This is a genomic window from Streptomyces sp. NPDC004284, from assembly GCF_042874035.1.
In the GTDB taxonomy this organism is placed as follows: Bacteria; Actinomycetota; Actinomycetes; order Streptomycetales; family Streptomycetaceae; genus Streptomyces.
On record NZ_JBIAMJ010000009.1, the window covers coordinates 160,156 to 181,190 of the forward strand.

Annotated in this window: 19 protein-coding genes and 1 tRNA gene; 11 read left to right on the top strand and 9 right to left on the bottom strand. The window is 71.8% G+C overall.

Annotated elements, in window-relative coordinates; all coding sequences use genetic code 11:
- Nucleotides 1-248 precede the first annotated feature (248 nt).
- Nucleotides 249-1,817 (bottom strand): potassium/proton antiporter, encoded by a 1,569-nt coding sequence (locus ACFYUS_RS24060; protein WP_388855870.1) that lies wholly within the window; start codon nucleotides 1,815-1,817, stop codon nucleotides 249-251.
- 215 nt (nucleotides 1,818-2,032) lie between these two features.
- Between ACFYUS_RS24060 and ACFYUS_RS24065 the strand changes: the two genes are divergently transcribed.
- The gene (locus ACFYUS_RS24065; protein ID WP_388855602.1) at nucleotides 2,033-4,783 is read left to right on the top strand and encodes a penicillin acylase family protein; all 2,751 of its coding nucleotides are present in this window, start codon (nucleotides 2,033-2,035) and stop codon (nucleotides 4,781-4,783) included.
- A gap of 24 nt (nucleotides 4,784-4,807) precedes the next feature.
- Here the strand turns inward: ACFYUS_RS24065 and ACFYUS_RS24070 are convergent, their stop codons facing one another.
- Nucleotides 4,808-5,401, bottom strand: a complete 594-nt coding sequence (locus ACFYUS_RS24070) for a 5-formyltetrahydrofolate cyclo-ligase (RefSeq protein ID WP_388855604.1) — start codon at nucleotides 5,399-5,401, stop codon at nucleotides 4,808-4,810.
- A 104-nt stretch (nucleotides 5,402-5,505) separates the two neighbouring features.
- On the opposite strand from ACFYUS_RS24070, the gene galU reads away from it, so the two are divergent.
- From galU to ACFYUS_RS24105, 7 genes are all read left to right on the top strand, one after another.
- Nucleotides 5,506-6,417 (top strand): UTP--glucose-1-phosphate uridylyltransferase GalU, encoded by a 912-nt coding sequence (galU, locus tag ACFYUS_RS24075; RefSeq protein ID WP_388855607.1) that lies wholly within the window; start codon nucleotides 5,506-5,508, stop codon nucleotides 6,415-6,417.
- Between the two features lie 4 nt (nucleotides 6,418-6,421).
- On the top strand, nucleotides 6,422-7,771 hold the full coding sequence (glp, locus tag ACFYUS_RS24080; RefSeq protein WP_388855610.1) for a gephyrin-like molybdotransferase Glp: 1,350 nt from the start codon (nucleotides 6,422-6,424) through the stop codon (nucleotides 7,769-7,771).
- A gap of 59 nt (nucleotides 7,772-7,830) precedes the next feature.
- Nucleotides 7,831-8,316, top strand: coding sequence for a cyclic pyranopterin monophosphate synthase MoaC (gene moaC / locus ACFYUS_RS24085; protein WP_189806409.1), 486 nt, complete (start codon nucleotides 7,831-7,833; stop codon nucleotides 8,314-8,316).
- Entirely contained in the window at nucleotides 8,313-8,909 is a 597-nt protein-coding gene (locus ACFYUS_RS24090; RefSeq protein ID WP_388855613.1) for a molybdenum cofactor biosynthesis protein B, read from the top strand. The genes moaC and ACFYUS_RS24090 overlap by 4 nt, the downstream gene beginning before the upstream one ends.
- A 14-nt stretch (nucleotides 8,910-8,923) precedes the next feature.
- A complete protein-coding gene (locus tag ACFYUS_RS24095) occupies nucleotides 8,924-9,517 on the top strand; it encodes a GNAT family N-acetyltransferase (protein ID WP_388855873.1) in 594 nt (197 codons plus the stop codon).
- 137 nt (nucleotides 9,518-9,654) lie between these two features.
- The gene (gene glpR / locus ACFYUS_RS24100) at nucleotides 9,655-10,680 is read left to right on the top strand and encodes a gephyrin-like molybdotransferase receptor GlpR (RefSeq protein WP_388855615.1); all 1,026 of its coding nucleotides are present in this window, start codon (nucleotides 9,655-9,657) and stop codon (nucleotides 10,678-10,680) included.
- 96 nt (nucleotides 10,681-10,776) lie between these two features.
- Nucleotides 10,777-10,850, top strand: a tRNA-Ala gene (locus ACFYUS_RS24105).
- Nucleotides 10,851-11,209: 359 nt separating this feature from the next.
- Here ACFYUS_RS24105 and ACFYUS_RS24110 read toward each other — a convergent pair.
- Nucleotides 11,210-11,644, bottom strand: a complete 435-nt coding sequence (locus ACFYUS_RS24110) for a hypothetical protein (protein ID WP_388855618.1) — start codon at nucleotides 11,642-11,644, stop codon at nucleotides 11,210-11,212.
- 636 nt (nucleotides 11,645-12,280) lie between these two features.
- Here ACFYUS_RS24110 and ACFYUS_RS24115 point away from each other — a divergent pair.
- Nucleotides 12,281-12,976: a response regulator transcription factor gene (locus tag ACFYUS_RS24115; protein WP_388855876.1), complete on the top strand. Its 696-nt coding sequence runs from the start codon at nucleotides 12,281-12,283 to the stop codon at nucleotides 12,974-12,976.
- 5 nt (nucleotides 12,977-12,981) lie between these two features.
- Here the strand turns inward: ACFYUS_RS24115 and ACFYUS_RS24120 are convergent, their stop codons facing one another.
- A complete protein-coding gene (locus tag ACFYUS_RS24120) occupies nucleotides 12,982-14,610 on the bottom strand; it encodes a sensor histidine kinase (RefSeq protein ID WP_388855622.1) in 1,629 nt (542 codons plus the stop codon).
- Between the two features lie 344 nt (nucleotides 14,611-14,954).
- Between ACFYUS_RS24120 and ACFYUS_RS24125 the strand changes: the two genes are divergently transcribed.
- Nucleotides 14,955-15,308, top strand: a complete 354-nt coding sequence (locus ACFYUS_RS24125) for an SH3 domain-containing protein (RefSeq protein ID WP_388855625.1) — start codon at nucleotides 14,955-14,957, stop codon at nucleotides 15,306-15,308.
- Nucleotides 15,309-15,451: 143 nt separating this feature from the next.
- Here ACFYUS_RS24125 and ACFYUS_RS24130 read toward each other — a convergent pair whose 3' ends face one another.
- From ACFYUS_RS24130 to ACFYUS_RS24150, 5 genes are all read right to left on the bottom strand, one after another.
- Nucleotides 15,452-16,690 carry an ABC transporter permease gene (locus ACFYUS_RS24130; RefSeq protein WP_388855879.1) on the bottom strand — a complete coding sequence of 413 codons (1,239 nt, stop codon included), beginning with the start codon at nucleotides 16,688-16,690 and terminating at the stop codon, nucleotides 15,452-15,454.
- Between the two features lie 71 nt (nucleotides 16,691-16,761).
- Nucleotides 16,762-17,472, bottom strand: a complete 711-nt coding sequence (locus ACFYUS_RS24135; RefSeq protein ID WP_388855628.1) for an ABC transporter ATP-binding protein — start codon at nucleotides 17,470-17,472, stop codon at nucleotides 16,762-16,764.
- Nucleotides 17,469-18,749 (bottom strand): peptidoglycan-binding protein, encoded by a 1,281-nt coding sequence (locus ACFYUS_RS24140; protein WP_388855630.1) that lies wholly within the window; start codon nucleotides 18,747-18,749, stop codon nucleotides 17,469-17,471. The genes ACFYUS_RS24135 and ACFYUS_RS24140 overlap by 4 nt, the downstream gene beginning before the upstream one ends.
- 2 nt (nucleotides 18,750-18,751) lie before the next feature.
- Entirely contained in the window at nucleotides 18,752-19,351 is a 600-nt protein-coding gene (locus tag ACFYUS_RS24145; protein WP_388855633.1) for a hypothetical protein, read from the bottom strand.
- Nucleotides 19,352-19,644: 293 nt separating this feature from the next.
- Nucleotides 19,645-20,127: a GNAT family N-acetyltransferase gene (locus tag ACFYUS_RS24150; RefSeq protein WP_388855636.1), complete on the bottom strand. Its 483-nt coding sequence runs from the start codon at nucleotides 20,125-20,127 to the stop codon at nucleotides 19,645-19,647.
- Nucleotides 20,128-20,176: 49 nt separating this feature from the next.
- Between ACFYUS_RS24150 and ACFYUS_RS24155 the strand changes: the two genes are divergently transcribed.
- Entirely contained in the window at nucleotides 20,177-20,980 is an 804-nt protein-coding gene (locus tag ACFYUS_RS24155; protein WP_388855639.1) for an exodeoxyribonuclease III, read from the top strand.
- The last annotated feature ends 55 nt before the right edge of the window (nucleotides 20,981-21,035 follow it).

Below are 21,035 nucleotides of genomic sequence, written 5' to 3' on the forward strand. Positions count from 1 at the left end.
CTTGCCTTTCTGCCGCCTGGTAGCGCGCTCCCGCACGGTGGTGCGGGTTGTCGCCGAGAGCTGTCCTCATGCGCGTTACTGCGGTAGATACCGGGCCGGCCCCGCTGAGAGGGGGCGCCGCGGCCGCCATACGGTCGCGCCAGCTCTGCGTCAGGCAGAGTTGGTTCGATCAAGTGTGCCTTCATGGTACAGGGAAGAGCGTCTTCCCGCCTGGGAAAACGCTCCCGCACCTGAATTAATGCCTGCGATTAACCGGGAGTTTTCCTCTGTCTCCCCGTCCCCGGCAGGTGGAAGCGCCCCGTGGCGGCCGGCGCCGAGACCGCCGTCGCGCCCCCGGTCCCGAGCCAGCCGGCGAGCTTGCCGCCCTGGCCGACGGCCCGGAGGCGCCGCTCGGTGGCGTCCCGTACGGGATCGGTGGCGACGACGAGGAGTTCGTCGCCGTGCCGCAGGACGGTCGCGGGGCCCGGGACGAAGCTGGTGTCCTCCCGTACGACGAGGGTGACCGCGGCTCCGGCCGGGAGGCGCAGCTCGGCGACCTCGACGCCGTGCATCCGGGAGTGCTCCGGGATGGCGACGGAGAGCAGGTGTCCGCGCAGCCGCTCCAGGGGCGCGGATTCGACGCCGAGGTCGGCGGCCTCGGTGGTGTCGCCGAGCTTGAGGGCCTTGGCGAGCCAGGGCAGGGTCGGGCCCTGGACGAGGGTGTAGACGACGACGAGGACGAAGACGATGTTGAAGATCCGTTCGCTGCCCTCGATCTTCGAGACCATCGGGATGGTGGCGAGGATGATGGGCACGGCTCCGCGCAGGCCGGCCCAGGACAACAGGGCCTTCTCCTGCCAGGGGATCCGGAAGGGCAGCAGGCTGACCAGGACCTCCATGGGCCGGGCGACGACGGTCAGGACGAGGCCGATGACGACGGCGGGCCAGAAGTCGTTGCCGAGCTCGTGCGGGGTGACGAGCAGGCCGAGCAGGACGAACATGCCGATCTGGGCGATCCAGCCGAGTCCCTCGGCGAAGCCGCGGTTCGCGGGCGCGTGGGGCAGCTTGGCGTTGCCGAGGATCATCGAGGCCAGGTAGACGGCGAGGAAGCCGGAGCCGTGGGCCATGGCGCCCGCGGCGTACGCGACGACGGCGATGGCCATGACGGCGATCGGGTACAGGCCGGAGGCGGGCAGCGCGATGCGCTTGAGGCCGTAGGCGCCGACGAAGCCGACGGCGAGGCCGACGGCGACGCCGATGGCGAGTTCGAGGGCTATCTCGGCGACGAGCAGGTACCAGTGCTCGACCGGTCCGGCCGTGGAGAAGGCGACGACGAGGATGACGACGGGGGCGTCGTTGAAGCCGGATTCGGCCTCCAGGACGCCGGTGACCCGCGAGGGCAGGGGCACCTTGCGCAGGACGGAGAAGACGGCGGCGGCGTCGGTGGAGGAGACGACGGCGCCGATGATCAGGGCCTGCCGCCAGTCGAGGCCGACGAGGTAGTGGGCGCCGGCGGCGGTGATGCCGACGCTGACGGCGACGCCGACGGTGGAGAGGACGATCGCGGCGGGCAGCGCCGGCTTGATCTCCTTCCACTTCGTGCCGAGACCGCCTTCGGCGAGGATCACGACGAGGGCGGCGTAGCCGATGACCTGCGTCAGTTCCGCGTTGTCGAAGGCGACGTTGCCGATGCCGTCCTGGCCGATGGCGACGCCGATGCCGAGGTAGAGCAGCAGGCTGGGAAGCCCGCTCCGGGAGGAGATCCGTACCGCGGCGACGGCCACGAGCAGGACGAGGGAGCAGACGAGCAGGAGTTCGTTGAGCTGGTGGACAGTCAGTGGCCGTTCCTTCCCCTCACGCGCGGCTGGATCGTTCCTCCAGCGGCAAGGTACTTCGTTACCTTACCTAATCTTTAACGCTTTCTTGACGCGATCTTTGCCTCTCCTCGCTCATCAGTACGGTTCTCTTCCTGACACCGCGTCCGGGCCGTCCGGACGCTGCGCCTAAGGTTGCTCCCGTACTCCAGGACCACCCTGCCCCTCGAAGGACAGCGATGCCCTCCAACACGTCCGCGCCCCCCGGCAAGAAGACCGCCAAGAAGAAAGGGCGGCGTGCCCGCCTGATCCTCGTCCTCCTGGTCCTCGCACTGGTCGCGGGCATCGGCTTCGGCGGCTACTGGGGCGTCAGCACCGTCCGGGCCTCGTTCCCGCAGACGACCGGCGAGATCCGCCTCGACAAGCTCTCCGCCGACGTGGAGGTGAAGCGCGACGCGAACGGCGTCCCGCAGATCTACGCCGACAACGAGGCGGACCTCTTCCGGGCCCAGGGCTACGTCCAGGCGCAGGACCGGTTCTACGAGATGGACGTCCGCCGGCACGTGACCGCCGGCCGCCTCTCCGAGATGTTCGGCGAGAGCCAGGTCGACACCGACGCCTTCCTGCGCACCCTCGGCTGGCGCCGGGTCGCGCAGGAGGAGTACGACAAGGTCCTGTCGCCGGAGACGAAGAAGTACCTCCAGGCGTACGCGGAGGGCGTCAACGCCTATCTGAAGGACCGCGCCCCGAAGGACGTCTCCGTCGAGTACGCGGCGCTCGCCCTCACCAACGACTACGCGATCGAGCCGTGGACCCCGGTCGACTCCGTGGCCTGGCTCAAGGCCATGGCCTGGGACCTGCGCGGCAACATGCAGGACGAGATCGACCGCTCGCTGATGACGAGCCGGCTGAGCGCGAAGCAGATCAAGCAGCTGTACCCGGAGTACCCGTACGCGCTCCACCAGCCGATCGTGGACAAGGGCACGGTCGACGAGTCCACCGGGAAGTTCGACCCGAAGGCCGACGCGGCCGAGGGCGACGGGACGACCACCGGGGACACCCCGGGCGCGGGTCCGGGCGGTGCGAGCGGCGGTGTGGCCTCCCAGCTCGGCGCGCTCTCCGAGGTCCTCGACGCCGTCCCCGCCCTGCTCGGCCCGAACGGCAACGGCATCGGCTCGAACTCCTGGGTCGTCGCCGGGAAGTACACGACCTCCGGCAAGCCGCTGCTCGCCAACGACCCGCACCTCGCGCCCCAGCTGCCGTCCCTCTGGTACCAGATGGGCCTGCACTGCCGCTCGGTCTCGGCGACCTGCCGCTACGACGTCGCCGGCTACACCTTCTCCGGCATGCCCGGCGTGATCATCGGCCACAACGACAAGGTCGCCTGGGGCCTCACCAACCTCGGCGCCGACGTGACCGACCTCTACCTGGAGAAGATCGGCCCCGACGGCTACCTCGTCGACGGCAAGGTCAAGCCCTTCGTCAGCCGCGAGGAGACCATCAAGGTCGCCGGCGGAAGCGACCGCAAGATCACCGTCCGCTCCACCGGGCACGGACCGCTCGTCTCCGACCGCTCCTCCGAGCTGGAGAAGGTCGGCCAGAAGGCCCCCGTCGGCAACGCCGCCCCCGACCGCGGCACCGGCTACGGCGTCTCCCTCCAGTGGACCGCGCTCCAGCCGGGCAAGTCGATGGACGCGATCTTCGCGCTCGACCGCGCCAAGGACTTCGCCGGCTTCCGGGCCGCCGCGAAGAACTTCGAGGTCCCGTCCCAGAACCTGATCTACGCCGACACCGAGGGCAACATCGGCTACCAGTCGCCCGGCAAGATCCCGCAGCGCTCCAAGGGCGACGGCACCCTGCCCGCGCCCGGCTGGGACTCCTCCTACAAGTGGAAGGGGTACATCCCCTTCGAGCAGCTGCCGTACGAGAAGAACCCGGAGCGCGGCTACATCGTCACCGCCAACCAGGCCGTGATCGACGAGAAGGCCTACCCCGACCTGCTCACCAAGGACTGGGGCTACGGCTCGCGCAGCCAGCGGATCAACGACCTCATCGAGTCGAAGATCAAGGACGGCGGCAAGATCTCGCCGGACGACATGCGGACCATGCAGACCGACAACCGCAGCGAGATCGCGACCCTGCTCAACCCGCTCCTGCTGAAGATCGACATCGCCGACCCGCAGGTCCGCGAGGCGCAGAAGCTCCTCGAAGGCTGGGACTACACCCAGGAGCCCGACTCGGCCGCCGCCGCCTACTTCAACGCGGTCTGGCGCAACGTCCTCAAGCTCGCCTTCGGGAACAAGCTGCCCAAGGAGCTGCGCGCCGAGGGCGACTGCATCAACGTCCGCCCGGCCGACGCCACCGGCCCGGTCGACGAGCAGAACCGGCTCGTCCGCGAGTGCGGCCAGCGCGACCCCGACTCGGCGCAGCCGGACGGCGGCGACCGCTGGTACGAGGTGGTCCGCCCGCTCCTCAAGCAGGAGAAGAACGAGTGGTGGAAGACCCCCGGCGACCGTCTGGACCCGGCCACCGAGACCCGTGACCAGCTGCTCGCCCGCGCCATGAAGGACGCCCGCTGGGAGCTGACCGCCAAGCTCGGCAAGGACGTCTCCACCTGGAGCTGGGGCCGGCTGCACCAGCTGACCCTGAAGAACCAGACCCTCGGCACCGCGGGCCCCGGCGTCGTGCAGCGGCTCCTCAACCGCGGCCCGTGGGACCTGGGCGGCGGCGAGGCGGCCGTCGACGCCACCGGCTGGAACGCTGCCGGCGGCTACGAGGTCATCTGGGTGCCGTCGATGCGGATGGTCGTCAACGTCGGCGACTGGGACAAGTCCCGCTGGGTCAACCTGACCGGCGCCTCCGGCCACGCCTTCCACTCGAACTACACCGACCAGACGGACACCTGGGCGAAGGGCGAGCTGTACGACTGGGCCTACGGCAAGGCGGCGGTCGACGCGACGGCGAAGGACACGCTCACGCTGAAGCCCTGATCCCTCGATGCCCTGATGCCTTGATCAGGGCGCGAACCGGGTGACCCCCTCCGGGGTCACCACCGCGTGCACGGGGTGGTCGTGCGGTTCCTCCGGGACCCGGGCGACCACCTCGTCCGCGTAGAGGAGCACCACCAGGGCCGGATCCACGCCCGCGCGTGCGAGCCGGGCGAGGACCCGGTCGTACGAGCCGCCGCCCCGCCCGAGCCGCATCCCGCGCCCGTCGACGGCCAGGCCCGGCAGCAGGACGGCGTCGGCGGCGCAGACGGCCTCGGGGCCGAGCCGGGGCCCGACCGGTTCGAGCAGGCCGCGCCCGGCCTTCGCGAGCCGCTCGGCCCCCTCGTACGCCGCCCAGTCCAGATCGTTGTCGGGCAGCAGGACGGGGAGCAGGACCCGCACCCCGCGCGCGTGGAGGGCGTCGAGCAGCGCGCGCGTGCCCGGTTCGCGGCCCACCGAGACGTACGCGGCGACGGTGTCCGCCCCGGCGAGTTCGGCGAGCTCCATTCCCCGCCGGGCGAGGGATTCGGCCGTGTCCGTGAGGGATTCGGGGGTCAGTGCGGCGCGGGCGGCCAGAAGTCGGCTGCGCAGCGCGGTCTTTTCGGACATCTCCGGTGTCATGTCGGCCCTTTGTGCTTTCGCGAACGTCTCGTAACTGTCTTTATGTGGAGGAAGTTAACCGAAGTCACATCTTCCTCTCATTACGAACGGCTAAGGTGCACCGCATGAATCAGTCGCTCCCCAGGCTCGGTCGGATCAGCAAGGCTGTCATCCCCGCCGCCGGTCTCGGCACCCGCTTCCTCCCGGCGACCAAGGCGACCCCGAAGGAGATGCTGCCGGTCGTCGACAAGCCGGCGATCCAGTACGTCGTCGAGGAGGCCGTCGCGGCCGGTCTCACCGACGTCCTGATGATCACCGGCCGGAACAAGCGGCCCCTGGAGGACCACTTCGACCGGAACTACGAGCTGGAGGAGGCCCTGAGCCGGAAGGGCGACGCCGAACGCCTCTCCAAGGTCCAGGAGTCCAGCGACCTGGCCACCATGCACTACGTCCGCCAGGGCACCCCGCGCGGCCTCGGCCACGCCGTGCTCTGCGCCGCCCCGCACGTCGGCGACCAGCCCTTCGCCGTGCTCCTCGGCGACGACCTGATCGACCCGCGCGACCCGCTGCTCGCGCGGATGGTGGAGATCCAGGAGCGGGAGGGCGGCAGCGTGATCGCCCTCATGGAGGTCGAGCCCGCGCAGGTCCACCTCTACGGCTGCGCGGCCGTCGAGCCGACCGCCGACTCGGACGTCGTCAAGGTGACGGACCTGGTCGAGAAGCCGGACACCGGCGAGGCGCCCAGCAACTACGCGATCATCGGCCGTTACGTCCTGGACCCGGCCGTCTTCGACACCCTGCGGGACACCGAGCCGGGCCGCGGCGGCGAGATCCAGCTGACCGACGCCCTGCAGAAACTCGCCTCCGACGAGAAGATCGGCGGTCCGGTGCACGGCGTCGTGTTCAAGGGCCGCCGCTATGACACCGGCGACCGCGGCGACTATCTGCGTGCCATTGTCAGACTCGCGTGCGAACGTGAAGATCTGGGACCGGACTTCCGGGCCTGGCTCCGGAGATACGTCAGCGAGGAGATGTAGGACCTTGAGCAGCAGCGCGGCACACGACCACGAGCATGACCACGCGGCAGGCGCGGCGGACCCCTGCGCGGGCCCGGCCCGCGGCCTGTGGTCGGTCGACGAGCACCTCGCCGACATCCTCGCGACGGTCTCCCCGCTCGAACCGATCGAGCTGCAACTCCTCGACGCCCAGGGCTGTGTCCTCGTCGAGGACGTGACGGTGCCGGCCGCGCTGCCCCCCTTCGACAACAGCTCCATGGACGGGTACGCGGTCCGGGTCGCCGATGTCGCCGGAGCCACCGAGGAGTTCCCCGCCGTCCTCACCGTCGTCGGCGACGTCGCCGCGGGCGCCGGCGGGCTCCCCGAGGTCGGCCCCGGCCAGGCCGCCCGGATCATGACCGGCGCCCCGATGCCCCCCGGCGCCGAGGCCGTCGTCCCCGTCGAATGGACCGACGGCGGTACGGGCGGGGGCGCGGCCACCGGCATGACCGCCGCCAGCACCGCCCCCGAGGGCGCCGCCGGCGAGGTCCGGGTCCACCGGGCCGCCGAGGCCGGCGCCCACGTCCGCAGGGCGGGCAGCGACGTACGGGCCGGGGAGCTCGCCCTCGCGGCGGGCACGGTCCTCGGGCCGCCGCAGATCGGCCTGCTCGCCGCGATCGGCCGGGGCACCGTGAAGGTCCGCCCCCGCCCCCGCGTGGTCGTCCTCTCCACCGGCAGCGAGCTCGTCCAGCCCGGCGAGCCGCTGGGCGAGGGCCAGATCCACGACTCCAACAGCTTCGCCCTCGCCGCCGCCGCGCGGGACGCCGGCGCCCTCGCCTACCGGGTGGGGGCCGTCGCCGACGACGCCGAGTCGCTGCGCGCCACCATCGAGGACCAGCTCATCCGGGCCGACCTGATCGTGACCACCGGCGGGGTGAGCGTCGGCGCGTACGACGTGGTGAAGGAGGCGCTGACCGCCGACGGCCAGGTCGACTTCCGCAAGCTCGCCATGCAGCCGGGCAAGCCGCAGGGCTTCGGCGCGGTCGGCGCCGAGCAGATCCCGCTGCTCGCCCTCCCGGGGAACCCGGTCTCCTCCTACGTCTCCTTCGAGCTGTTCGTGCGCCCCGCGATCCGCGCCCTGATGGGCGTCGAGGACCTGCACCGGCCCCGGGTGCGGGCGGTGCTCGACGCGGACGAGGCCCTGTCGTCCCCGGCGGGCCGCCGTCAGTTCCTGCGCGGCGTCTACGACCGGGACACGGGCGCCGTCACCCCCGTGGGCGGCGCCGGGTCCCACCTGATCGCGGCCCTCGCCCACGCGGACTGCCTGCTCGTGGTCCCGGAGGACACGGAGACCGTGGAGCCGGGCGCCGAGCTGGAAGTGGTCCTCCTCGGCTGAGAGGGCGACGCTGGGGGTACGGTGTCGTCCTTCACACAGCGACCGGGAGTGTCACGGCCATGAGCACGCAGCAAGGTCTCACCCACATCGACGAGGCGGGCGCGGCCCGGATGGTCGACGTATCGGCGAAGGACGTCACGTCCCGCACCGCCCGCGCCAGCGGGCGGGTCCTCGTCTCGCCGCGCGTGATCGAGCTGCTGCGCGGCGAGGGCGTCCCGAAGGGCGACGCGCTGGCCACCGCCCGGATCGCCGGGATCATGGGCGCGAAGAAGACCCCGGACCTCATCCCGCTCTGCCACCCGCTGGCGGTCTCGGGCGTCACGCTGGACCTGGCGGTCACGGACGAGGCCGTGGAGATCCTGGCGACGGTGAGGACCACGGACCGCACGGGCGTCGAGATGGAGGCCCTCACGGCGGTCTCGGTGGCGGCCCTGACGGTCGTCGACATGATCAAGGCGGTCGACAAGGGCGCGGTCATCTCCGACGTGCGGGTCGAGGAGAAGACGGGCGGCAAGTCGGGCCACTGGACGAGGGCCGAGGCGTGACGCGCGCGGGCCGGGTGTCGGGGGCCCACGAGCACGAGGAGCCGTCCGGCGGGCCCGGGGAAGTCCCGGCCGCGGCGCTCGGCGACGCGACCGGCGGGGCGCTGGTGGGCCCGTACGCCGCTCTCGTCGTCACCGCCTCCAACCGGGCTTCGGCCGGGGTGTACGAGGACAGGGGCGGGCCGCTGATCGCCGAGGGCCTGTCCGCCCTGGGCTTCGCCGTGGACGGCCCGCAGGTCGTCCCCGACGGGGCTCCCGTCGAGGCGGCGCTGCGGGCCGGGGTCGCCGCCGGGTACGACGTGATCGTCACCACCGGCGGTACGGGCATCTCGCCCACCGACGAGACGCCCGAGGCGACCCGCCGGGTCCTGGAGCGGGAGATCCCGGGCATCCCTGAGGCGATCCGGGCGTACGGCCGCGAGAAGGTCCCGACGGCGGCGCTCTCGCGCGGGCTGGCCGGGGTCGCGGGCTCCACGCTGATCGTGAACCTGCCGGGGTCCCCGGGCGGTGTGCGCGACGGGCTCGCCGTCCTGGAGCCGCTGCTGCGCCATGCCGTCGACCAGATCCGCGGCGGCGACCACCCGAGAGCGTCGTGATCCCGTCCTGGCCGGTGGTGCTCGTCGACGGCGACGTACTGCTCCGACCGATAAGGATGCGTGACCAGGCGGCCTGGCGCGAGGTGAACCGGCGCAACCGCGAGTGGCTGCGGCCCTGGGAGGCGACGGTTCCGCCGGCGCCTCCGGGCGGTCCGGTCGCGCAGCGGCCGACGTACCGTCAGATGGTGCGCCATCTGCGGTCGGAGGCGAACGCCGGCCGGATGCTGCCGTTCGTGATCGAGTACCGGGGGCGGCTCGTCGGCCAGTTGACGGTGGCCGGGATCACCTGGGGCTCGATGTGCTCGGGGCACGTGGGGTACTGGGTGGACAGCGAGGTGGCCGGGCGCGGGGTGATGCCGACGGCGGTCGCGCTCGCCGTCGACCACTGCTTCCGGGTGGTGGGGCTGCACCGCATGGAGGTGTGCATCCGCCCGGAGAACAAGCCGTCGCGCCGGGTGGTGGAGAAGCTCGGTTTCCGCGAGGAGGGGCTGCGGCCGCGCTATCTCCACATCGACGGGGCGTGGCGGGACCATCTGGTGTTCGCGCTGACGGCCGAGGAGGTGCCGGAGGGGCTGCTGCGGCGCTGGCATCACGCCCGAATGCGATAAGTGTTCGAATTAAATCGCCAGTTGGCAGTCAATCGATCTGAACAATCACAAAAAAGTTCAGTGATATCAGCCAGATCGTGCGACACACCGGGCCAATTGGCCGATGCGTGTTACAGAACCCCTCTACCGTGTGAGGCGTGAGCAGCAGCGGCCTCATCTACGCAGTCATCGTCGGGGCCTGGGCCGCCTACTTGGTGCCGATGTGGCTCCGCAGGCAGGACGAGCTGAACGAAGCCCGTCCGACGGAACGCTTCAGCACCGCCATCCGGCTGCTTTCCGGACGGGCGGGCATGGAGCGCCGGTACGCCAAGGAGCTGAGGGAGCGGGACCGTACGGCGGAGGGACCGACGCCCGACGTGGACCCGGACGCGGAGACCGAGCATCTGAGCTCGGTCGACGTCCGGGCCTTCTCCGCGCCCGCGGCCAGGACGGAAGCGCGCCTGGAACTCCCGGAACCCGGTCCGGAACCGGTGCCGGACCCCGCGCCGGCCCGCCCCGCCCCGGGCGCCGCCGAGCGTGCCCGCCGGGGCAAGGTCCTCGCGCGCCGCCGCCGGGTCACCACGCTCCTCTTCGCCGCCTTCACCCTCGGGGCGGTCGTCGCGGCCGTCGGCGGCGTCGCCTTCCTGTGGGCCCCGGCGCTCCCCGCCCTGCTCCTCAGCGCGTACATCGTGCACCTGCGGATCCAGGAGCGGCGCCGCTTCGTGTACGTGATGGACCGGCGCCGCGCCGAAGCGGCCGCCGCCCGGCTGCGCGAGAGCCGCCGCCCGACCCCGACGCCGGAGCCGGAGGCCGACCCGGCCCCCGCGGTCACTCCCCAGGAGGCGGACCGGCGCGCCCTGGTCGAGCAGACCGACCACGCGGAGTGGGTGGACCAGCAGCGCGAGCGCGGCCCGGCCCTCGGCGACAGCTGGGACCCGGTCCCGGTGCCGCTCCCCACGTACGTCACCGCCCCGGTCGCCCCGCGCGCCTCGAACGGCATCGACATCACGGACCCGGAGACCTGGAGCGCCGCCCGCTCCTCCACGGCGGCCGACCCGACCCCCGCCCCGTCCCCGGCCCCCCGCCAGCGCACCACCCCGCCCCGCCGCGGCCGCGACCACGGCCGCACCCCGCTCTTCGACCAGTACGCCGACGACGACCGCCCCCGGGCGGCCAACGAATGACCCCCGGCCGGGGGCCCGCGACGGTCCCCGGCTGACCTGCGGAGGAACCGATTTTTGTTCTTCCCGATCGGGATGCTAATGTTTCACACGTCGCAAGGGCCTGTGGCGCAGTCTGGTAGCGCACCTCGTTCGCATCGAGGGGGTCTGGGGTTCAAATCCCCACAGGTCCACAGACGACAGTTCTCGAGTAGCTCTCGAGAATCGTCACGAGATCCCGTTCAGCCGAGAGGCTGGGCGGGATCTCGGCGTTTGCGGGGTGTGTTCGTGGTGATGTCCGAACGCGGCCTGGGCCGTGGGCGGTTGCCCGGCGGAGGACCGGCCCGGGACGCCCCGCCGGCTCGGCGTCGACCAGCTCCAGCACACCCGAACCGTGCAAGAGGGCGTCGAGGTGCCCGACCTCCGAATCCGGGATCTCGGACGGCGCGTCGGTGACCGGCCGCGGCCGGCGCTTCCTGATCTTCTTCGGACTCCGCCAGGCCCGGGGCATGGTCACCGGTCCGGCCCGCGCAGGAGCCGTGCGGCAGTGGCGTCATCGGACGGGCGGCACCGAGTGCTGCCAGCGCGCCAGGGACGCGGTCGAGGCGAGCCAGGCGGCCGCCTGCGCGATCAGACGGTGAGCGATGTGCGCGCGCGTCAACCCGACGATCCACGTCGCCCGCAGCCTGCCTACCTGCACCGCAGGCAGATCCCGCGGAGGCCGGTGGAGCGGGGGCCAGGAGCCGGTCAGGTTCTTGGAGTACTCGACGGTCCGCCTCGGCCGGAACGAGTACCCGCCGCCCGCGCTTTCCGGCAGTTCACCGAGAGCCGTGTCCCGGGCGGCCCGGGCGACGAGCGGGACCAGCCGCTCGACGCCCTCGTGCGGCAGTGGTCCGTCGACGCTCGGACGGCGCAGATGAGTCGCCCGGTGCCGCAGGCCGGCCGACTCCGCCGCGGTGTAGGGCTGGTGTGGGCCCGGCCTCGGCATGCATCCGGGCCGGGGGCGTCTCGCCGCGCTCGCTGACGGCGGAAGCGATCAACGGCACGAGGCCGGTGGTCCAGCAGGCAGACTCCGTGGTCCCGGCCTCGACACCGCAGCCGCTGCACACGAGGTCGGAGCCGTCCTGGGCGGCGGGTCCGCAGCCACCGGCGAGACGCCGGGAATCGGGGTGCGGTGACAGATTCTCCACGCTCGCCGGCGGCCGACCGTCCTTGTCTGCCGCCAGGCGGAAGGGGGCCTTCACCTGGTCGACCCCGAGGCTCGTCACCACGCCGTCATCCACACCGCACCAGCCGCGATCAGCCGGCGAACGACCGCCGAGGCGGATCCGGCCGGCGGGCCTCCCGCGCCCGCCGTGGACAGGTCCGGTAGGTCAGTACCGCCGAGTCCTTCGCCGCAATGCAGCCCGGAAGGATGAAGGCGTCGGCAGTCGACAGAGCCTTCTTCGTACCCGCTGCCGGGGGGCCGGCCCGACCTCCCGTCGGGTTGGAAACAGCTCACGGTGGCGTTCTTCGGAAACCTGACGGGTGAAGGGGAAAGGGCGAAGAACGGCCGGTGGCCGAAATGCTCGGCACGTTCTGTATTACGGTGCTGAAACTCACAGGACTCGTTGGGGGTGAAGCGTTGAGCGCTCGGATTTTGGTTGCCGAGGATGACGAGAAACAGTCTCGGCTGATCCGGATTTATCTGGAACGGGAGGGCAATGCGGTGCAGGTCGTGGCCGACGGGCGCGCCGCATTGGAGAAGGCGCGGTCGATCCGGCCCGATCTGATCGTGCTCGACGTGATGCTGCCGTACGTCGACGGACTCGACGTGTGCCGCATCCTGAGAGCCGAGCCGGGGACCGCGGACGTTCCCATCCTGCTGCTCACTGCCCGCACGACCGAGGAGGACATGCTCCTCGGGCTCGACCTCGGCGCGGACGACTACCTCACCAAGCCCTACAGCCCGCGCGAACTGACCGCGCGGGTAAGGGCGCTGCTCCGGCGGGCCAGGAAGTCGGCGTCGGGCGGGACGACGCTGCTGCGGGTCGGCGAGGTGGAGCTGGACACCGCGCGGTTCGAGGCCCGGGTCGCGGGCCGGCCGGTGACGCTGACGGCGAAGGAGTTCTCCATCCTGGAGTCGCTGGCCCGCGAGCCCGGGCGGGTCTTCACCCGGGCCCAGATCATCGAGCGGGTCTTCGGCTTCGACCAGGACGTGCTGGAGCGGACGGTCGACGCGCACGTGATGAACCTGCGGCGGAAGCTGGAGGTACCGGGAGGCCCGAGGCTGCTGGAGACGGTGTACGGACGGGGCTACCGGCTGGCGGACGGAGCCTGAGCGGTTCAGAGGGGCGGGACCGGGCGCGCGCCCAGGGTGATGGTGAACGTCGTGCCCACCCCGACCGTGCTGGCCACGTCGATGGTGCCCCTGTGGTCGGTCACGATCTGCCGGGCGATCGACAGGCCGAGGCCGCTGCCGCCGGTCGTCCGCCCCCGTGACGCGTCCGCCCGCCAGAAGCGGTCGAAGAGGTGCGGCAGGTGCTCCGCCGGTATCCCCTTGCCGGTGTCCCGCACCTCGACGACGGCCAGCTCGCCGTGCGGGACGAGAGCCAGTGTCACGCGCCCGCCGGACGGTGTGGCGCGCAGCGCGTTGCCGACGAGGTTGCCGACGACCTGGCGGAGCCGGTCCGCGTCGGCGGTCACGTACACCGGGTGCGGTGCCTCCACCTCCAACGTCACGCCCGCCGTCCCGGCGTGGGCGCGGTATGCGGTGCGGGTGGATTCGAGGAGATCCCGCAGGTTGACCTCGGAGCGGTGGTACGTGAGCGCGCCGACCTCGGCGAGCGCGAGGTCTTGGAGGTCGTCCACGATCCGCTGCTGGAGCAGCGCCTCCTCGTGGAGCGAGTCGAGCAGTTCGGGCGTCGGCTCGACGACCCCGTCCCGCAGGGCCTCCAGGTAGCCCCGCAGGTTGGCGAGCGGAGTGCGCAGCTCGTGCGCGATGTCGCCGGTGAGACGGCGCTGGCGATCCTCGCCGGCCTGGATGGAGTCCGCCATGCGGTTGAACGCTCTGCCGAGGTGGGCGATCTCGTCCCGCCCGGTGACCGGAACGCGCCGCTCCAGATCCCCCTCGCCGAGTCCCTCGGCGGCGAGCGTCATGGCCCGGACGGGCCGCAGCACGGCCCGGCTCAGTAGCAGCGCCCCGAGGATCGCGGCGAGCGCGACCCCGATGGCCACGGCGATGGTGGGGGCGGCGGCGATCGTGGGCGGGGACTCGTCCTGGTATCCGAGGCGCACTTCGAGGCGGGCCGGGGCGACCGGGGCGGTGCGCTCGTTGAAGACGCGTTGGAGGCAGGGGACGAGCGGCTGGACGGCCTCGCACCCCTTGACCGCGGCCAGGTCCAGGGCTCGCTGGGGATCGCGGCCGGGCTGCGGCTCCACGCATGGGGTCGGCCGGCTCTCGACGGTGACCACGGGGATGCCCGTGCGGTTGGTCCGGACCGTCATCTCCGCCCCCGCCCGGGTCAGGCATGCCGCGTCGGCTGCCGCCGCACGGTATTCGACGATCGCCACCGCGGTCAGCTTCTCGACCGCGCTCGGCACCAGACCCTGGTCGAATCGCAGCACCGGGCGCGGGTCGACGAGAACGGGGGGCTGACTGCCCAGGGGGCGCGCCTCGCGGCCCGCGAGGGTGTCGGAGTCGGCGAGCAGGACGCCGGTCTCCGTGGCGACCCGGACGCGCTGCCCGGTGTCCTTCGACAGCGCGCCGACCACCGGTGCGAAATCCTTCCAGGTGCCGTGCGCGAAGCCGTACGCGCGCAGCTCGCCGATGACCCGGGAGACGTCCATCTGACCCGCCGCGACGGCCTCCTGCACCTGCCGGTTGGCCTGCCGCAGGGTGAGCCAGGCGGTGGCGGCCGTGGCAGTCACGGCGATCAGCATCAGCACACCGAGCACCCGAAGCCGGAAGCTCATCGCGCGCCTCCCGTCACGGACTTCGGGACATGTGCGCTCACCAGGACTCCTTCGGTGGGGTTTCCCGAATCACGGGACAGCCGTCGGGCTGCGGGGAGGGTTCCACACGGGTGTGGAATCGGTCAACGAATCTCAGAAGTGGCGGATTTTCACTTCAATCACTCCAGGTCAATCGCCAAAGGGAACTGGCCAGTCCGTAGCGGAATCATTTCTTCAGGGTCATGGACAGGCAAAGGTCATTACGCCGTCGCACCCGGTTGGTGTGAAGGCCGCTGCATTTCTCCTGGGTGCCGCGAGGCTCCTGGGTGCAGCGCCGACGAATGACACGACTAAGTGGGGGTTTCATGATGAAGCGTCGACTCGCGGCCATTCTTCCCGCCGTCGCCATGGCCGTCCTGGCTGTCCCGATGGTCACCGCCACCCCGGCCGCTGCGCACGCCAACTGCGGTACCGGCGCCTCGGACAAGGACGGCAGTTCGTGGGGCAAGTGGGCCGACGGCGCCAACGAGCGCAGCGGCTCCAGCACCGGTTGTGGCATCAACGGTGTGGCCTACTCCACCCAGACGCTGGACTACCACTGCTACACGGTGGGCAACGACGGCTACAGCTGGACCTACCTGCGCAACGACGCGACCGGCGTCTACGGCTGGGTCCGTGACGACCTGCTGAGCAACGGTGGCAGCTTCACCCCGTGCTGATGGTGCGCGAGCGCTGAGCACGTTGCGATGAGAGCACGGCAGGGGCGGTCTCCTGGGAGGCCGCCCCTGCCTCGTACGGAATGCTCGGCGACGTCTCGTACGCGCACCGCGGGTTCCGGACCCCGACCCGAACGCTGCCCGGGTCATGTGCCGGACAGCGCCTCTGTCGGTGACAGTCTGCTCGCCCGGACCGCCGGGTACAGGCCGGCGATCACGCCGATGAGCAGCGTCGAGCCGACGCCGGCCGCGCTCGCCCAGACGGGAACGACCGTCGGCCAGTCCCGGCTGAAGGCGTACCCGGCGGTGATCAGCGTTCCGAGCACGGTTCCGCCGAGGCCGCCGATGAGTGACAGCAGCAGGGACTCCGTCACGAACTGGGTGCGGATCTGGCCCTTCGTCGCCCCCAGGGCCCGGCGCAGACCGATCTCCGGCCGGCGTTCCAGGACCGAGATGACCATGGTGTTGCCGACGCCGACCCCGCCGACCAGGAGCGCGACGCCGCCGAGGCCGAGCAGCAGCCCGGTGAGCGCGGACCGGGTCGCCTCGCGGGCCGCGAGCGCGTCGGAGGGCCGGGAGATCTGCACCTCGCCGGGCTTCGCGGGATGGGCCGTGGCAGGGAGCACCGCCCGAACCGACGTGACCTGGCTGTCCTCCGCCCGGACGTAGATCGTCGACGGATGCCCGTCGAAGCGGAGATACGCCCGGGCCGCAGGCCAGCCGACCAGCGCGGCGCTGTCGAGTTCCGGCGCGAGCTGCACCCGATCGAGGACGCCCACCAGCGAGAACCAGCGGCCGCCCAGCCAGACCCGGGTGCCCGGGGTGTACACGTCGAGCCGCTGGGCGGCGGTCGCGCCGAGCACGACGGCCGGGTACTCCTCCGTCGCGGAGTCCAGCCAACGGCCCTTGCCGACGTGCCCGCCGACAGCGGGGAGCAGGCCGGAGCCCACCGCCAGGACGTCGAGGGAGCCGGTGCGGCCGATGGCGATGCGGTCATTGCGGTAGACGTGCGCCCCCGTCGACCCGGTGGCGGCGACCTGCTGCACGGGTGGGATCCGCCCGATCATCGCCACGGACTCCACGGGGAGCTCGGCCTCGGCTCCGTCGAGGGTCTCTCCCGGGGCGACCCGCAGCAGGTTCGTGCCGAGTGCGTCCAGCCGACGGTCCACCTCCGCCTGTCCGGAGCCGGAGATGCCGACCACCGCGATCATGGCGGCGACGCCGATGGCGATGCCGAGGGCGGACAGGAAGACCCGCAGCGGTCGGGTCCGCAGGCCGGTCCCGCCGAGCCGGATGACGTCTGCGGGGCCGAGCCGGGCGGCGCGCAGACCGGCCCGCGGCCGTGACGGGTTCCGGGCCCCGTCGGCCGGGGGGCCGGGCGGCAGCGCCCGGATCCGGACGGTCTCGGGTTCCGCCTCCCGGCCGCCCTGCGGGGAGGGGTCGGTCGTGTGGTCCGTCACCGTGGCGCCCCGATCGTCGTGCTCTGCGCGATGTCGGCGACCAGGCGGCCGTCACGCATCTCGATGCGGCGTGGCAGCTCGGCGGCGATCTCACGGTCGTGGGTGATCACGACGACGGTGGTGCCTGCGGCGTTCAGCTCGCGCAGCAGGGTCAGCACCGCCGTGCCCGCCGCCGAGTCGAGGTTGCCGGTCGGCTCGTCCGCCAGCAGCACCGACGGTCCGCCGACCACGGCGCGGGCCACGGCGACGCGCTGGCGCTCGCCGCCGGAGAGCTGATGCGGGAGGTGGTGGACGCGGTGGCTGAGCCCGACCCGTTCCAGGGCGGCCGACGCCTTGGAACGGCGCCGGCGCATGGGCATGCCCGTGTAGAGCAGTCCGTCCGCGACCGAATCCAGTACGGGGACGCCCACGGCCAGGTGGAACTGCTGGAAGACGAAGCCGATCCGGGTGGCCCGCAGGGCGGAGACCTCCCGGTCCGACAGGCTCGCGACGTCGTGGCCGTCGACGAAGACCCGGCCCGCGGACGGGCGGTCGAGGCTGCCCATGAGGTTGAGCACGCTCGACTTGCCTGAGCCCGACGGGCCGACGATCGCGACCAGTTCGCCCCTTCCGATGCGCAGGCTCACGTCCCGTACGGCGGCCACGCCGCCCGGATAGGTCTTGGAGACCGCGTCGAATTCCACAACCGTCGTCGCGGCGCCGCTCACTCGGGAATCCTCACCTTCATGCCCTCGCGGACCGCGGCGCCGCTGACCTCGACGTTGCCGTCGGCGAACAGCCCGGTCTTCACAGCGACGAACCGGCCGTCCGCGGTCTCCAGGCCGTGTCCGCCCTCGGCGAGGGCGACGAGCGCGGAGACGGGGACGGTCAGCGCGTCCTTGACCTCCTTGCCCACGTACTCGACCGTGACGGGGCCGCTCTCCAACCGGCCGACGGCCCTCTGGTCCTCGATGGTGACGGTCACGGGGATCGTGGCGGGCCGCTCCGGCCCGCCCCCCTCGCCTCCGCCTCCCTCGGGCGCCGTCGCCTGCGTGCCGATCGCCGCCACCGCGCCCTGCACGGAGTCGCCGTTGGGCAGCTTGACCGTGACGCGCGCGCCACGGACGGCCCAAGCGGCCTCGGCGGCAGAGGCATTGACCGTCACCTTGCGAGTCGTTCCGGTGTACGTGAGGGTGTTCTCCCCGACGGCGGAGCCGAGCCGGGCGCCGGGCTGACCGATCCGTACCTTGCTCGCGGAGTAGATGACGTCGCCCACGTCGACCGTGCCGGTCTGGGCCACACCGAGCGACTTCTGCCAACGCTTGACGGCGGCGGCCGTGAGGTTCGTGAACTTCTCGTCCACGGTGAAGCCGGTGTAGCCCAGGGCGGCGAGGTTCGTCTCGAACTGCATGACGTCCATGCCCTTGAGCTCGCGGGGCGCCGGGGAGGAGCCGGGGTTCCTGTCGGTTTCGGCGCTTCCCGGCGCCGCCGATCCGGAGGGGTTCGGGGCCTTGCCGGCCCCTCCTCCGCCGTCCTGCCGCCCCTCGTCCGGGTTCTGGCCGTCGGAGCCCTGCTCGTTCTCCTGGGCCGTCAGCCCCAGGGACCGATACATGGGCAGGCTTCCGTACATCAGGATCACCGGCCGGTCGTCGACCCGGAGCAGCTCGTCGCCGCGCTCGACCGTGGCGCCCGTCTCGGGCAGCCAGGTCACGGTCCCCTGCGCCTTGACGGGCAGCGGAAGCTCCGCTCCGTATCCCAACTGGCCTTCCAGCGATGTGCGTTCGGTCAGCGTCGCCCGGGTCACCGATACGACGGAGCCGGACCGGGGCGGGGCGCTCGGATTTCCGTCGTCCCCGCCGCCCAGTCCGAGCGCGCCGACCACAGCGACCGCCGCCACCACGACGACGGCGGAGGCGATCAGTGCCGTACGCCGACCCCGCCTGCCGCGCGGCGGCGTGGGCGCCCTTCGGGGCTCGTCATCGATGTGCGTCACCGTCTCGGCCATCGTCAGCCCTTGCCCACCGGCGGGTTGACCGGATCGCCGATGATGGGGGCGCAGAGGCGCGTCGCCCGCTGCGCACCGGCCGAGCTCTGATCCCACTCCGGCGCACCGGAGTTGTTGTCGCCGCCGTAGCCGTCGGGGCCCGGGTCGGGGAAGTCCTGGGCGCCGTTCTTCTGCATGCACTCGGCGTATTCGCGCTTGGTCTTGATCTGCTCGGGGGTGAGCTTGGGCCGGTTGGCCGCCTCGACGCTCTCGGGGACGGCGGGCTTCTTCGCGGAGCAATTCTTCGAGGCGTCGATGAACTTGGGGTTCTTCTTGAGGGCGAGACCCTGCCCGGAGAGGTCGACCTGCCCGGACTCGTCCGGGTCGGGGACGTCGATGCCGTTGTCGCGCATGCACTTCACCCACTCGCGCTGGCCCTTCACGTACCCGGCCAGTTCGTCCTCTGCGCCACCCCCGCCGCCCGCGTTCGCCCTCTCCGAGGCGGACGTGTCGGCACCGCCCGCCGAAGGGACCTTCGCGCCGCCGTCATCACTGCCGCAGCCGGTCAGCGCGAAGGCCAGGACCGATGCCGTCGCGGCCAGTAACACCCGGTTCGCCTTCATTGGCTCTCCCACTCCTCCTGCCCCGCCCGGCCGCAGATGCGGCAGGCAGAGTGACGGTAGGCCGGGAACCATGAAGAACTTTTGAAGAACCTGTCACGCGATCATGCGACCCCTGAGCACCTGGGGCCGACGGGCGATCCGGCTTGTTCCGGCGGAGGCCGGCAGTGCTTGGTCTTCGGTGACCCCGAGGTGCCCGTCGGGCTCGATCGGCGGCGTCCAGGTGCCCACGCCGTCATGCCGCCCCTCCCGGCCCCCGGGTCTGGCGGTGGGCGGTGCCGGTCGTCGGCGGGGCGTCAGGTCAGGGGCTTCGCGAAGCAGCGGCTGTTGGGGTAGTCGCGGTAGAAGCCGAACTTGGGGCAGGGGGCGTAGCCGCTGGAGAGGTAGAGGGCTATGGCCTCGGGCTGGGCGGTGCCGGTCTCCAGGACCATGCGGGTGCGGCCGGCGGCGCGGGCGTCGGCTTCGAGGACGGCGAGGACGCGGCGGGCGAGGCCGAGGCCGCGGGCCTCGGGGATGACGTACATGCGCTTGAGCTCGGCGTCGCCGTCCGCGTAGCCCTCGTCGTTGGCGTCCTGGGTGCGCCAGCCGCCCGTGGCGACCGGCCGGCCCTCGGAGTCGTACGCGAGGAGGTAGAGGCCGCGGGGCGGGACGAACATTCCGGGGTCCAGGGGTGTGGCGTCGCCCTCCTCGTCGCCGTAGCGGACGGCGTACTCCGCCTGGACCGCGTCGTTGAGCGTGACGGCGTCGGGGTGGTCGTAGGGCGTGGGCTGGATGTTCATACGATTGATCGTACATGTATGCGAAGCCGAGTGTCGGTATTCTCCCGGGATGCTCACTGTCACGACCGCGAATGTCAACGGACTCCGTGCCGCCGCCAAGAAGGGCTTCGTCGAGTGGCTGGCCGGCACCTCCGCCGATGCCGTCTGCCTCCAGGAGGTCCGCGCCGAGGAGGCGCAGCTGCCCGAGGAGGTGCGCAGCCCCGAGGGCTGGTTCACCGTCCACGCCCCCGCCGCCGCCAAGGGGCGTGCGGGTGTGTCGCTCTACACGCGGCGCGAGCCCGACGCCGTGCGGATCGGCTTCGGGTCCGCCGAGTTCGACTCCAGCGGACGGTACGTCGAGGCCGACCTGCCCGGCGTGACCGTCGCCAGCCTCTACCTGCCCTCCGGCGAGGTCGGCACCGAGCGCCAGGACGAGAAGTACCGGTTCATGGGCGAGTTCCTGCCGTACCTCAAGGAGCTCAGGATCCGGGCCGCCGCCGAGGGGCGCGAGGTCGTCGTCTGCGGCGACTGGAACATCGCCCACCGCGAGGCCGACCTCAAGAACTGGAAGGCCAACAAGAAGAACGCCGGCTTCCTGCCCGAGGAGCGGGAGTGGCTGGGCCGGGTGCTCGACGAGGGCGACGGGGGGTACGTCGACGTCGTGCGGGCGCTGCATCCCGAGCAGGAGGGGCCCTACTCCTGGTGGTCCTACCGCGGGCGCGCCTTCGACAATGACAGCGGCTGGCGGATCGACCTCATTGTCAGTTCGCCTCGCTTGGCGGAGCGCTGCGCGAAGGCGTACGTGGAGAGGGCTGCGAGCCATGCGGAACGGTGGAGTGATCATGCGCCCGTGACCGCCGTCTTCGACCTGTAGGGAGCGTCGGCGGAAAACCCCGTCCGGCTGTGTTGCTCGCCGTCGCCGGACGGGG